Origin of the sequence: Pasteurella canis (assembly GCF_020810675.1) — a bacterium.
GTDB classification, from domain to species: Bacteria; Pseudomonadota; Gammaproteobacteria; order Enterobacterales; family Pasteurellaceae; genus Pasteurella; species Pasteurella canis.
In genome coordinates, this window is the sequence record NZ_CP085871.1 from 1,929,233 (window position 1) to 1,942,708 (window position 13,476).

Below are 13,476 nucleotides of genomic sequence, written 5' to 3' on the forward strand. Positions count from 1 at the left end.
TCACTACTTATATTGGTCTTATCAGAATTCTAGCTGTGAATAGTTTATTTTTGATAAACGATGCTATCCTCTTGTTGATTTTCAATGATCTGCTTTTCTTTGAGTAACTTCACGATTTCATTAATTTTGGCAGTATTACCGCGAAGATTTAATTTAGATGCAATTTCATTTTTTAAGCTAGATAATTTCTGTGGTCTTTTTAGTTTTTCTCTTTTCAATAAAAAACTCTCATATTTGGTATAGAGACTTGATAGATTAGTGATTTGATAATTAATTTTTTTATCTTTAATCACAATAAGCTGCTTATTTGATAGATTTTCTATAATTTGAGGAATAAGTGTTTTGACCGTCGTTTGGGGGAGTGTTTTCACATTTGTTTGTGAATAGATATGGTTAGTCAGTTTTTCAACTGTTGTTGGAAGGTGTCGAATATCAGTTTTTGACATAAATTGCTGATATTCATTGGTGTATTTTTCTATATCTTGAGTGGAAAGCACAAATTCATTTTTTGCTGTCGTAGATTGAGTTTGCTCAGTGTTCATCGGTGTGATAGAAATTAACTGACACTTTCTGGCGTATTTTTGGTTTTGAATATAATCACAAATACCTTGATATCCTTTGTCTTTAGAAATGACATCAAAGTTAATTTGTTTATCTGCCTCTTGATCTGCTTTACCTAAAAAATAAGCAAGATGAAAATCGAGATTGTTCTTAGAAACATTTTTTATCGTAATAAGATGAATATTGAGTTGATCATTAAATTTTTCCGATAAACTGATATATTGTTGTTGAGCACCAAGAAATAAATAGATTTTTTCATATTCACCTAACTTAATATTATCTAATGAATGAATATTTTCATAATCAATAAAGGCATATTTCATTTTGATTGTCCTCATATAGTGAAAGTATTTTTAATACTCTCATTAAAATATAAATCTTATTTATTGTAATTATTTTTTATTTTGGAAGATACTAATATATATATAACGTTTAATAAATATGGGGGTTATTATTTTAAGTTAAATTATATAAAGGCTATTTTATGGTGTTTTATGACTTTCAAGATTATCTAAATACTTTCAATGTATTCAGAGAAATAAACTCACCTTTCAAATAATCCTTCACCGATTCAATCACTAATGGGCTACGTTCACATTGTCCCGCTTGTTGGATATAGTGATAAAACTCTTCTAAGCTTAGCCATAGGCCACGTGTAATCTCAGGATCTTGCGGTTGGATAGGGTACCAATCGTCAAGTTCTACGACAAATGTGAAACGAAGAAAGTCAGTTTTACTGCGTGGGGCACTCCATTGATAGATTTTGATTAAACCTTGCATGTCTGCATGAATTCCTGTTTCTTCAAATAATTCACGTTTTGCTGCTTCAAGGAGAGTTTCATCAGTTTCTAAATGCCCAGCAGGTTGGTTTAAAGTTAGATTGCCATGTTCAAATTCTTCTACAAATAAAAACTTGCCTTTGCAATGGACAACACAAGCAAGTGTGATATGAGGTCTATGCATTTTTTATCCTAATTTTTTTAACTGTAATTGTTGATAAAGTGCGGTCAGTTCTTGTTCAGAAATAACACGATACTCACCCTGAGCTAAATGTGTTAAATCAAATAATGCCATATGATAACGAATTAGACGTAAAGTAGGGAAACCAATATGCGCTGTCATTCGGCGTACTTGCCTATTACGTCCCTCACAAATTTTGATCTCCAACCAGCTAGTTGGACTATTTTTACGCTCACGAATGGGAGGATGGCGTGCCCATAACCAATCTGGCTGCGAAACTAACCGCACTTTCGCGGGCAGGGTTTGCCCATCTTTGAGTGTTACGCCTTGGCGTAATTGGTTTAAATCAGTTTCTTGTGGGATACCTTCAACTTGCACCCAATAGGTTTTTTCTGTGTTGAATTGAGGTTCAGCTAGACGATGTTGGATTTGTCCATTATTAGTCAATAAGACTAAGCCCTCACTGTCGCGATCTAGTCGCCCTACGGGATAAATGTGTGGGATAGGAATAAAGTCTTTTAAGGTCTTACGCTCATTTTCATCGCTAAATTGTGTCAGTACGTCATAAGGTTTGTTAAATAAGACGACTTGTGTTTCTGCAAAACTAATTTGCTTTTTTTTATATTGGGCGTGAGGCGTTTTATATACTTGGGCATTTTTTCTCATATGTGTGCGAGAAGAAGATGTGGCTTTGTATTTAGATGTTGGCTTTTTCGTTGTAAATTTTGTTTGCATAGAGAAAATATATTTAAGTTGAAAATGGGATCTAGATCGAAAAATGAAGAAATTTTTTAACAATTTTTTAATAAGTACTTGCGAACTTTATTCAGTTCCAATAGCTTTGTATAGATAATCTCGTTCTATCGAATCTTTATACTATCATAGGCAACAGAATAAGGAAGAAATGATATGCAATCAAAAGTCGTTATCCCACAAGGTGAGAAAATTCAACTTGATGAAAAAGGTGCATTAATTGTGCCAAATAATCCAATTATTCCATTTATTGAAGGTGATGGAATTGGTGTTGATGTGACACCTGCGATGCGAACGGTCATTGATGCTGCAGTGGAAAAAGCCTATGGTGGCGATCGTAAAATTGCCTGGATGGAAATTTATGCGGGTGGCAAAGCGAATGAGGTATATGGTGAAAATACGTGGTTACCTGATGAAACAATGGCATTTATTCGTGATTATCATGTAGCAATTAAAGGGCCATTAATGACCCCAGTCGGTGGGGGGATCCGCTCATTGAATGTTGCAATGCGTCAAGGGTTAGATTTATATAATTGTTTACGTCCAATTCGTTATTATGAAGGCACACCAAGTCCTGTAAAACACCCAGAATTAGTTGATATGGTAATTTTCCGTGAAAACTCAGAAGATATTTATGCAGGGGTCGAATGGGTGGCTGGTTCACCTGAAGCAAATAAAGTGATCGAATTTTTACAAAAAGAAATGGGTGTGAAGAAAATTCGTTTTACGGAAGACTGCGGTATTGGAATCAAACCTGTTTCTAAACAAGGTACCCAACGTTTAGTGCGTGCTGCATTGCAATATGTTATCGATAATGACCGCAAATCGCTTACCCTTGTGCACAAAGGTAACATTATGAAATTTACCGAAGGGGCGTTTAAGGGGTGGGGTTATGAAGTTGCGAAAGAGTTTGGTGCTGAATTGCTGGATGGCGGTCCTTGGATGAAATTAAAAAATCCAAAAACAGGTAACGAAATTATTATTAAAGACAGTATCGCAGATGCGTTTTTGCAAGAGATTTTGTTGCACCCAACAGACTATGATGTTATTGCTACGCTAAATTTAAATGGCGATTATATTTCTGACGCTTTAGCTGCACAGGTCGGCGGAATTGGTATATCTCCAGGTGCTAATATTGGTGCAGAAGCAGCGATTTTTGAGGCGACTCATGGTACTGCGCCGAAAATTGCAGGACAGGATAAAGGTAACCCTGGCTCATTGATTTTAAGTGGTGAAATGATGTTACGTCATCTAGGTTGGGTTGAGGCGGCTGATTTGGTCGTTAAAGCCGTATCAAAAACTATTGCGGATAAAACAGTAACATTTGATTTTGCTGAAATGTTAGAAGGGGCGAAATTACGCTCGACTTCTGAGTTTGCACAAGATATTGTGGCGAATATGTAATCTGACTTTTGTTAAAGATAAACCCCATTATTCGATCGAATAATGGGGTTTTATTCTGTGTGTTTGTTAAAATTTAGCGTAATTTATAGGAGAAAGTGCGGTATTTTTTCTTATTTCGCGGTAAACTATTTACTTTGTTATTAACTGCCTGAGAATCTATGCGTTTATTTATATTTTTATTAGTCGCTGTGTTATTACTATTCCAATATGATTTTTGGTTTGGTAAAAATGGCTATTTGGATTACAAACAAACTGCACAGCAAATAACTCAGCATAAACAAGAGAACGAAAAACTTTCACAGCGTAATCAGGTGATTGCCGCAGAAATCAAAGATCTCAAACAAGGTGTGGAGGCAATTGAAGAGCGTGCAAGATTTCAGCATGATATGGTGAAATCAGATGAAATTTTTTATCACATTGTGAAAGAGCACAAATAATGAATCAAGTTATCCCAAGAAGAGTTGTTGCTGTAGTGCCTGCTGCAGGTATTGGCAGTCGTATGCAAGCTGCTAAACCTAAACAATATCTTGAAATTCAAGGTAAAACTATTTTAGAGCATACTCTTTCTGTTTTATTAACTTATCCACAGATTGAGCGGGTTTTTTTAGCGGTTGCGCCTCATGATCCTTATATTGCTCACCTCTCTTTTTTAAATCACCCTAAAATGGAAGTAATAGAAGGTGGGGAAAATCGAGCAGACTCAGTACTAAATGGATTATATGCAGTATCACATCAACAACAAAATACAGTAGGCGTTTGGGTGATGGTGCATGATGCTGCTCGTCCTTGTTTAACGCATCAGGATTTAGATAAGTTAATGCAAATTGATGATGAAAATGGTGCTATTTTAGCGATTCCTGCAACGGATACCATTAAACGAGCATTACCAAATCAACAAATTAAGCAGACAGAGGATCGCAGTGAATTGTGGCTAGCACAAACACCACAGTTTTTTCCATTAGATAGTTTAAAGCAAGCATTGGAACAGGCATTTGCACGAGGTATGCAAGTGACGGATGAGGCTTCTGCAATGGAATTTGCTGGATTTCGACCGCACTTAGTCGCTGGGCGTAGTGATAACATTAAAGTTACTCGACCAGAGGATTTCGCTTTAGCAGAGTTTTATTTAACCAGAAAATCACAGTAAGAGAAAATAACATGAATATTCGAATTGGTCATGGTTTTGATGTTCACGCCTTTGGTGGAGAAGGTCCCATTATGATTGGTGGAGTAGCAATACCTTATGAACGAGGGTTATTAGCACATTCTGATGGTGATGTAGCCTTGCATGCGTTAACTGATGCGTTACTCGGTGCTGTTGCTTTGGGTGATATTGGTAAATTATTCCCTGATACGGATATGCAATATAAAGGGGCGGATAGTCGAGGCTTATTGCGAGAGGCTTATCGTCAGGTACAAGAAAAAGGTTATCAAGTTAGCAATGTTGATGTCACTATTATTGCGCAAGCACCTAAAATGCGTCCATATATCGATGCGATGCGCGCAGTGATCGCACAAGACTTGGCTTGTGATATTGAACAAGTGAATGTGAAAGCAACAACAAGTGAAAAATTAGGCTTTACTGGGCGTGGTGAAGGGATTGCTTGTGAAGCGGTAGCTTTAGTAAGCAAGGCCTAGTTTTTAAATCAGAAAACAACATATTATGTTGTTTAATTATGGCGTAAAAATAAAGGCGAACAATGAAGTTCGCCTTTACTACAACATGAATGAAGGAATACATGGAACTGGCTTATTTACAGCACTCACATCAGGCGGAATTTGCAGAAAAACAGACCGCCTTTTTAAAAGCAGAATGTGCCGATTTTATTGTCAAGGAACATCTTGGTTATGACATGACAGGTGAAGGTGAATTTGTTGCCGTAAAAGTACGTAAAACGGATTGCAATACTTTATTTGTTGGTGAAAAACTCGCTCAATTTGTCGGCATTTCTGCACGTCATATAGGGTATGCGGGCTTAAAAGATCGTAAGGCTGTGACTGAACAATGGTTTAGTCTGCATATGCCAGGTCAGCCAACACCTGATTTTAGTCGTTTCCAGTGTGATGGCGTAGAAATTTTAGCCGTAACGCGTCACAATCGTAAAATTCGTATCGGTAGTCTGGATGGTAATTATTTTGAAATTTTACTACGTGGTGTGAAAGCAACAGATGAACTAAACATTCGTTTAGAAAATGTCAAAAAATCGGGTTTTCCGAATTATTTCACAGAGCAACGTTTTGGCCGTGATGGATATAATCTGACTCAAGCACTGCGTTGGGCGGAAGGTGAAATAAAAGTGAAAGATCGCAAAAAACGTAGTTTTTATCTTTCTGCAGCACGTAGCGAAGTGTTTAATTTAGTTGTATCGGAACGCATTAAATTACAGCTTGCACAACAAATATTACCAAAAGATATTTTGCAGTTACAAGGCTCGCACAGTTGGTTTCAAACAACTGAAAAGGATGATTTTGCTGCGTTACAAGTGCGGTTAGAAAATCAGGATATTTTATTAACAGCGCCTTTAATTGGCGAGCAAAATTTGTCTGCAACAGAGATTGAGAATCGTTTAGTTGAACAGAATCAAGTCTTATTAAAACTGATGGCACAAGAGCGTATAAAAGCAGCACGCAGACCAATATTAATGCAGCCACAGGAGTTACGTTGGGAATTTGTTGAGCAAGGATTAAGACTGTATTTTTATTTACCCGCAGGGAGTTATGCTACTGCATTGATTAGAGAGTTAGTCAATGTACAAGAAGAGTGATATTGAGTTATTGGATAAAATAAAAGTGATAACAAAAGGATAAAAAATATAATGAGGATTCTACTTAGTAACGACGACGGGATTCATGCTGAAGGAATTCAGACACTTGCACGTGAGTTGCGTAAATTTACAGACGTAACAGTCGTTGCTCCTGATCGTAATCGCAGCGCAGCTTCAAGTTCATTGACTTTAGTTGAGCCACTGCGCCCATTGCATTTACCAAATGGTGATTATTGTGTAAATGGGACTCCTGCAGATTGTGTGTATTTAGCATTGAATGGTTTTTTATCTGGACAAGTCGATTTGGTCGTTTCTGGTATTAATGCGGGCGCAAATTTAGGTGATGATGTGATTTATTCAGGTACAGTTGCAGCTGCATTAGAAGGACGTTATTTAGGGCTACCTGCAATTGCTGTTTCTTTAAATGGTCGTCAGCATTATGAAACTGCTGCACGTGTTGTATGTGAATTAATTCCCAAATTACACGGACGGATTTTAAAAAGCCGGGAAATCATGAATATTAATGTGCCTGATATTCCTTATGATCAACTAAAAGGAATTAAAGTTTGTCATTTGGGTTATCGGGCATCCGCAGCAGAAGTGATTAAACAAAAAGATCCTCGGGGTGAAGCAATTTATTGGGTGGGACCAGCAGGCTTAGCAGAGAATGAGAAAGAAGGGACAGATTTTTATGCGGTTAAAAATGGCTACGTTGCTTTGACGCCAATTCAAGCTGATATGACAGCCTATCATTCATTACAATCTTTACAAGATTGGTTAGAAAGTGAATAATGACGCGTTTTTGATTATTTTTTAGGAAGGTGTGCGTTGAAAATTTTCAGTGCGATGTATGATAAAACGATGATATGGTCAAAACACCGTTATGCTACGTTTTTTCTTTCTTTTACAAGCTTTATCGAGGCGATATTTTTTCCGATTCCGCCTGATGTCATGTTGATTCCAATGTCAATGTCAAAACCACAAAGTGCGTTTAGATTTGCACTTTATACTGCAGTTGCATCAGTACTTGGTGGGGCAGTTGGTTATGGATTGGGCTACTATGCGTTAGATTTTGTACAGCATTACATACAGCAATTTGGCTATCAACAACATTGGGATACTGCGATATCGTGGTTTGAGCAGTGGGGAATATTAGTGGTTTTTGTGGCAGGTTTTTCACCAATCCCCTACAAAGTTTTTACGATTTGTGCAGGTGTGATGCAAATGGCATTTTTGCCATTCTTACTTACCGCATTTATTTCAAGAGCGGCGCGTTTTTTATTGGTCGCAAAACTTGCTGCTTGGGGTGGGGAAAAGTTTGCGGATAAATTACGTCGTTCAATTGAACTCATCGGTTGGTCAGTAGTAGCTTTAGCTGTGCTGGCTTATTTTATTTTGCGATAATTTAAGGCGAAAAATGAATAAATTACTTTTATTGTTGTCTATGATTCTAGTGTTAAGTGCCTGTACAAGAAATGTTCAAGATGAGAGTGCGTTGGCGCCAGGTATAATGGAGCCAGTTTCGGGAACAGGTGCTGTTGAAGGTGGTAGTTGGCTGCCAGAGATTACAAAACATTAATTAAAAATTGAAAATAAGAAAGAGGAAACTAGCAAATATGAAAAAGTCGTTTTTACTTTTGCCTATCAGTATTGCTGTGTTGGCTGCTTGTAGTTCAAATGCGCCAGCGCCTGTAGAGAGTGTTGATGGCACATTGACACCTGGTATTATGCAACCAGTTGATCCTGCTAATGGAGGTGCTTGGGAGCCTCAAATTCAACAACAAAATACAATGCCAGTCGGGATGGGAGAGCCAACTTATCAGCCAACTTCTCCTGTAAATCAACCTCTCTCAACTTCAACACATTTTGATATTCCGCGTGATCCTGTGACCAACCAGCCTGATTATAGTAAGATTGTACGTGGCTCTTACAAAGGAGACACTTATACTGTACGTAAAGGCGATAGTATGTACTTAATTTCTTATATTTCGGGTCTCAGTGTTAAAGAAATTGCTGCATTAAATAATATGTCTGAGCCTTATACTTTGAGTACTGGTCAAGTATTAAAAGTCTCAAATGGAAATAATACCTATCAATCTGGTGCAGTTACACCGACTGCTGTGGGGGCAGCCGCACCTACTTTAAAGCCAGTGAGCCAGGACTTTAAGATTCCTCGCAATCCGAATGACAATCGCCCAGACTACAGCAAAATAGATAAGGGTTTTTATAAAGGCGAAACTTATACAGTGCGTAAAGGCGATACGATGTATCTAATCGCTTATATTTCTGGAATTGATGTGAAAGAATTAGCATCACTGAATAATATGTCGGAACCATATCGCTTAAGCGTTGGACAAACATTGCGTGTGTCAAATGGTAAAACGGTAGCGACACCACAACCAGTCACACAACCTGTTGTGCCGCCAGTAGATCAACCAAAAACAAAAGAAGTGACTTACACACCAGGCCCACACGGTACACAATATGGCTCTGATGGCACTATTATTGGACCTATTAAATCAGGCGTGAGCTCGTCTCCTACAATAACTCAACAACCTCAACCTGTTGTGCAGCCTGTTGTTGATTCGCCAGTATCTGTCCCTGTACCAACAACAAAACAAGTTGTATCTAATGTGGTATGGCAATGGCCAACGAAAGGGAATATTGTACAGGGTTTTTCTACCGCAGATGGCGGCAATAAAGGAGTCGATATTGCTGGTTCTCGTGGTCAAGCTGTCAATGCTGCAGCAGCTGGGCGTGTTGTATACGCAGGAAATGCACTACGTGGTTATGGTAATTTGATCATTATTAAGCATAATGATGATTATTTAAGTGCTTATGCACATAACGAAAGCATTTTAGTAAAAGATCAACAAGAAGTTCGAGCAGGGCAGCAAATTGCTAAAATGGGAAGTTCTGGTACCAATAGTGTTAAATTACACTTTGAAATTCGTTATAAGGGTAAATCTGTCGATCCTACCCGCTATTTACCAAAACGCTAAGAGCGTATCGAAAAATAGGACATGCATAATGTCCTATTTTCTTATCTAGACTTGCAGCCAAAATGTGACGGGACCATCGTTTGTTAAACTGACTTGCATATCTGCTGCGAATTGTCCCGTCGCAGTTTTAATTTTTTTCGTACATTGTTGGGTAAAGTAATGATATAACTCATTTGCCAACATAGGTGACGCACCATTTGAGAAACTAGGGCGCAATCCTTTTTGTGTATCAGCTGCTAAAGTAAATTGTGAGACAATCAGTACCTCCCCATCAATTTGCTGTACATTTAAATTCATTTTTCCTTCTGTATCACTAAATAAGCGGTAGTTAAGGACTTTCTCGATAAGTCGGTCTGCTTTTGCTTGATTATCTTCTTTTTCAATACCAAGTAGTATTAATAATCCTTGTCCAATTTCGCCAACGACCTGTTCCTCTACGCTGACTTTGGCTTGGCTGACACGTTGGATTAATGCAATCATTTTTTTTCCTTTTCTTGCTCAATTTGAATTGCTTTTTGAGATTCATTTATCATTGTCATCTCTGTTAATACTGCGGATAGTTGGGCTCCTAGTAAAATAACGACCCAACTTAATTGAATCCAAAGTAACATAATAGGCAAAGTAGCCATCGCGCCATAAATTAATTGGTAAGATGGGAATGTAGCTATATACCAAGTAAATGCTTGTTTACCGAGTGTAAAGAAAAACGCGGCGACTAACGCACCTGCTGCGGAATGTGTCATTTTTACTTTTTTATTGGGTACAACGGCATACACTAATGTAAAAATCAACCATGTAAGTAGAAATGGCACAAAACTAAGAATCTTAAGCCCAAAAGGTAAGGATAAATCCGACTCAAAGACAGATGAAACATAAGTGCTAACATAAGCACTTACCCCAATACTTGCTCCGATAAGTAGTGGTCCTAGCGTTAAAATTAACCAATAAATGGCAACAGAGAAGACAAGTGGGCGTGTACTAGTATCATGCCAAATTGAATTTAGAGTACGATCAATTGAATTAATTAACATCAGTGCAACCGCAACTAAGCTGATGACACCCACTGCACTCATTTGTTTTGAGTTTGTGACAAATTCATCGATATATTGCCCAACGATATCACTTGCTTGGGGAGCAAAGTTATTGAAAATAAAACTTTTAATTTCACCAGTTACTTCATTAAAAACAGGAAAGGCTGAAAATACAGAAAAGACGACCATAATAAGTGGTACTAGTGCGAGCATTGTACTATAAGTTAAGTAGCCAGCAGCCTGAGTCAGTTTGTTTTGTTGAAATCTCAACCAAAATGTTTTAAAGAATAATGTTGTATTTTTTAACGAATTTGTCACAGTAAACCTCCACAACAATGTTTAAATTTTTTCTTTGAGTTACAAATGCAAGGCTGTTTCATTGTGGGTAGTGAGACAGTTGGATCGACAAAATACCAACGACCTTCAATATTTACAAACAGCGATGTTTCATTATGCACCTGTGTTCCTTTGTCAGTAGTAAAGTATGCGTCAAATTCCACTCTACTATGTGTTTTAGATAGTAACTGATGTTTGACGATAGTTAGCCCCACCCACAGTGTTTGTTGTGCCCAGTCTTTTAATACATCAATAGGTAATAAAGATTGTTGAGCAGGCACAGTCGTTTGCACAATATAATCAATATTTTTTAATACATAAGCTGTATAACGAGAGCGCATTAATTGTATTGCATCAGTAGGGAATTGCTGCTGTTGATGAAATGGCGCACAGCAATCTTGATAAGGCAGGTCTGATTGACAAGGACAAAGTGCGGTTAGTTTTTCAGTCATTTTTTCCATCATATGTTCATACTAGATTAAAATTGTAACAAAGGCACCTTTGATTGAAAAATAGTTTCTCTTTATACTTCAATCTCTTTTTAGCGGATTTTTGACTTATAACTCTTTTAATAAAGTCACACCATAGTGGATTAGGCTGATAGCAATTGCCCACATAATTACGCCAATAATGAGATCTAAAATACGCCATGTAATCGGACGGCGGAAAAAGGGAATCAATAATCGAGCACCATAACCTAAGCTGAAGAACCATAAAGCAGATACACATAATGCGCCAATTAAAAATAATATTTTCTCTTGAAAGGCTAATGTTCCTGCAATACCGCCTAAAATCACGACTGTATCTAAATAAACATGCGGATTAAGTAAGGTAATAAGTAGAGTCGCAATGACAGCGTGTATTGCACGTTGTGGCGTATTTTCTTGCTCTTCAAACGTAAGAGAAGCATCACCATGATAAGCCGATAAGAAGGCTTTTAAGCCATAAAAGAGTAAAAATGTAGCGCCTAAAAATGCGAGGACTACTGTTGCCATTAAGTTTTGGCTAATTAATGAACCTAAACCTAACACACCTAATGAAATCAACACAATATCGCAAATAAAGCAAGTTAAAATAACAGCGAGAATATTTTGTTTAAGTAATCCCTGTTTCAATACAAAGGCATTTTGTGCGCCGATTGCAATAATTAAACCAGAGGTAACAAAAAATCCTTGCAAAAGCGGTTCCATAAAGAATTTCCTTAATAATTTAAACATAAAGTAGTACACTAAACGCAATATTTTCGCTTTGCAAGCGTTTAGTTTAACAACTTGTTTACAAGTGAGGTCAATGATGAAACCTTATTTAATTGCGCCTTCCATTCTATCTGCGGATTTAGCTCGTTTAGGTGAGGATGTTCAAAATGTATTAGATGCTGGTGCAGATGTTATTCATTTCGATGTGATGGATAACCATTATGTACCAAATTTAACCTTCGGTCCTGCAGTATGTAAGGCACTACGTGATTATGGTATTACAGCCCCAATTGATGTGCATTTAATGGTGAAGCCAGTCGATCGTATTATTCCTGATTTTGCAAAAGCAGGTGCAAATTACATTACTTTCCATCCAGAAGCAACTGAACATATTGATCGGTCTTTACAATTGGTACGTGATTGTGGCTGTAAGTCAGGACTTGTGTTTAATCCAGCGACGCCATTAAGTTATTTAGATTATGTTATGGACAAAGTGGATGTGATCCTATTGATGTCAGTCAATCCTGGATTTGGTGGGCAATCTTTTATTCCAAGCACCTTAGATAAATTACGTGAAGTGCGTCAACGTATCGATCAAAGTGGTTTTGATATTCGCTTAGAAGTAGATGGTGGTGTCAAGGTAAACAATATTGCGGACATTGCCAAGGCTGGTGCAGATATGTTCGTTGCAGGGTCTGCAATTTTTGATCAACCAGATTACAAGAAAATCATTGACGATATGCGTCAACAATTAGCAACTCTTTCATCATAAAAGTGCGGTGTAAAAATGACACAATTTAAACTCATTGGTTTTGACCTAGATGGTACTTTAGTCGACAGCTTGCCTGATTTGGCACTCTCAGTAAATTCAGCATTAGCAGAATTTGATTTACCCCAAGCACCAGAAGAACTAGTACTCACTTGGATTGGCAATGGTGCCGATATTTTGATCTCGCGTGCATTAGCATGGACAAGTGAACAAGGTGGTGAAACGCTCTCAGATGAACAAATTCGTGAATTAAAACGCCGTTTTGGTTTCTATTATGGCGAAAATTTATGTAACTTAAGTCGTTTGTACCCTCATGTAAAAGACACATTGGAACAGCTAAAAGCACAAGGCTACACCTTAGCAGTAGTGACCAACAAGCCAACAAAACACGTTCAACCTGTGTTAGCTGCATTTGGTATCGACCATTTATTTAGTGAGCTATTAGGTGGGCAATCTTTACCAGCGATTAAGCCACACCCAGCGCCATTGTATTATTTATGTGGTAAATTTGGCTTGTATCCAAAACAAATTTTATTTGTAGGCGATTCTAAAAATGATATTTTAGCTGCACATTCAGCAGGCTGCCCAGTGGTTGGTTTAACCTATGGCTACAACTATAACATTCCAATTTCTGAGGCAAATCCAGATTGGGTGTTTGATGATTTTGCAGATATTTTAACGATTTTAAAATAAGGAATA

18 protein-coding genes are annotated in these 13,476 nt (G+C 37.5%); 11 read left to right on the top strand and 7 right to left on the bottom strand.

From position 1 onward, the window contains the following. Positions 1-44: 44 nt before the first annotated feature. The 3 genes from K7G93_RS08975 to K7G93_RS08985 all read right to left on the bottom strand — a co-directional run bounded on the left by K7G93_RS08975 (position 45) and on the right by K7G93_RS08985 (position 2,256). Positions 45-884, bottom strand: a complete 840-nt coding sequence (locus K7G93_RS08975; protein WP_226690505.1) for a PIN domain-containing protein — start codon at positions 882-884, stop codon at positions 45-47. Positions 885-1,068: 184 nt separating this feature from the next. Next, positions 1,069-1,524, bottom strand: a complete 456-nt coding sequence (locus tag K7G93_RS08980; protein WP_160531919.1) for an NUDIX hydrolase — start codon at positions 1,522-1,524, stop codon at positions 1,069-1,071. Positions 1,525-1,527: 3 nt separating this feature from the next. Next, a complete protein-coding gene (locus K7G93_RS08985; protein ID WP_373316106.1) occupies positions 1,528-2,256 on the bottom strand; it encodes an rRNA large subunit pseudouridine synthase E in 729 nt (242 codons plus the stop codon). 174 nt (positions 2,257-2,430) lie between these two features. Here K7G93_RS08985 and icd point away from each other — a divergent pair, with 174 nt between their 5' ends. From icd to nlpD, 9 genes are all read left to right on the top strand, one after another. Then, positions 2,431-3,678, top strand: coding sequence for an NADP-dependent isocitrate dehydrogenase (icd, locus tag K7G93_RS08990; protein ID WP_228400363.1), 1,248 nt, complete (start codon positions 2,431-2,433; stop codon positions 3,676-3,678). A gap of 158 nt (positions 3,679-3,836) precedes the next feature. Beyond that, complete coding sequence (gene ftsB, locus K7G93_RS08995) at positions 3,837-4,115, top strand: cell division protein FtsB (RefSeq protein WP_049215314.1); 279 nt, start codon at positions 3,837-3,839, stop codon at positions 4,113-4,115. After that, the gene (gene ispD / locus K7G93_RS09000; protein ID WP_049215317.1) at positions 4,115-4,825 is read left to right on the top strand and encodes a 2-C-methyl-D-erythritol 4-phosphate cytidylyltransferase; all 711 of its coding nucleotides are present in this window, start codon (positions 4,115-4,117) and stop codon (positions 4,823-4,825) included. Before ftsB ends, ispD begins: the two co-directional genes overlap by 1 nt. A gap of 11 nt (positions 4,826-4,836) precedes the next feature. Then, a complete protein-coding gene (ispF, locus tag K7G93_RS09005) occupies positions 4,837-5,316 on the top strand; it encodes a 2-C-methyl-D-erythritol 2,4-cyclodiphosphate synthase (protein WP_226690506.1) in 480 nt (159 codons plus the stop codon). A 101-nt stretch (positions 5,317-5,417) separates the two neighbouring features. Then, positions 5,418-6,443 carry a tRNA pseudouridine(13) synthase TruD gene (gene truD, locus K7G93_RS09010; protein WP_226690507.1) on the top strand — a complete coding sequence of 342 codons (1,026 nt, stop codon included), beginning with the start codon at positions 5,418-5,420 and terminating at the stop codon, positions 6,441-6,443. Between the two features lie 51 nt (positions 6,444-6,494). Then, positions 6,495-7,235, top strand: a complete 741-nt coding sequence (surE, locus tag K7G93_RS09015) for a 5'/3'-nucleotidase SurE (protein ID WP_115323381.1) — start codon at positions 6,495-6,497, stop codon at positions 7,233-7,235. 36 nt (positions 7,236-7,271) lie between these two features. Then, positions 7,272-7,847, top strand: coding sequence for a YqaA family protein (locus tag K7G93_RS09020; RefSeq protein WP_049215325.1), 576 nt, complete (start codon positions 7,272-7,274; stop codon positions 7,845-7,847). Positions 7,848-7,860: 13 nt separating this feature from the next. Beyond that, a complete protein-coding gene (locus K7G93_RS09025; protein ID WP_162837297.1) occupies positions 7,861-8,022 on the top strand; it encodes a hypothetical protein in 162 nt (53 codons plus the stop codon). A gap of 37 nt (positions 8,023-8,059) precedes the next feature. After that, the gene (gene nlpD / locus K7G93_RS09030; protein ID WP_224045881.1) at positions 8,060-9,445 is read left to right on the top strand and encodes a murein hydrolase activator NlpD; all 1,386 of its coding nucleotides are present in this window, start codon (positions 8,060-8,062) and stop codon (positions 9,443-9,445) included. A gap of 45 nt (positions 9,446-9,490) precedes the next feature. Here nlpD and dtd read toward each other — a convergent pair whose 3' ends face one another. The 4 genes from dtd to K7G93_RS09050 all read right to left on the bottom strand — a co-directional run bounded on the left by dtd (position 9,491) and on the right by K7G93_RS09050 (position 12,002). Further along, the gene (gene dtd / locus K7G93_RS09035) at positions 9,491-9,925 is read right to left on the bottom strand and encodes a D-aminoacyl-tRNA deacylase (RefSeq protein ID WP_228400364.1); all 435 of its coding nucleotides are present in this window, start codon (positions 9,923-9,925) and stop codon (positions 9,491-9,493) included. Then, positions 9,922-10,794: a virulence factor BrkB family protein gene (locus K7G93_RS09040; protein ID WP_049215331.1), complete on the bottom strand. Its 873-nt coding sequence runs from the start codon at positions 10,792-10,794 to the stop codon at positions 9,922-9,924. The genes dtd and K7G93_RS09040 overlap by 4 nt, the downstream gene beginning before the upstream one ends. Beyond that, complete coding sequence (locus tag K7G93_RS09045) at positions 10,791-11,264, bottom strand: YchJ family protein (RefSeq protein ID WP_049215364.1); 474 nt, start codon at positions 11,262-11,264, stop codon at positions 10,791-10,793. The genes K7G93_RS09040 and K7G93_RS09045 overlap by 4 nt, the downstream gene beginning before the upstream one ends. Positions 11,265-11,369: 105 nt before the next feature. Then, positions 11,370-12,002, bottom strand: a complete 633-nt coding sequence (locus K7G93_RS09050; RefSeq protein WP_049215333.1) for a LysE/ArgO family amino acid transporter — start codon at positions 12,000-12,002, stop codon at positions 11,370-11,372. A gap of 103 nt (positions 12,003-12,105) precedes the next feature. Here K7G93_RS09050 and rpe point away from each other — a divergent pair, with 103 nt between their 5' ends. Next, entirely contained in the window at positions 12,106-12,780 is a 675-nt protein-coding gene (gene rpe, locus K7G93_RS09055) for a ribulose-phosphate 3-epimerase (RefSeq protein WP_049215335.1), read from the top strand. A gap of 15 nt (positions 12,781-12,795) precedes the next feature. Then, on the top strand, positions 12,796-13,470 hold the full coding sequence (locus tag K7G93_RS09060) for a phosphoglycolate phosphatase (RefSeq protein ID WP_160531912.1): 675 nt from the start codon (positions 12,796-12,798) through the stop codon (positions 13,468-13,470). Positions 13,471-13,476: the final 6 nt, after the last annotated feature.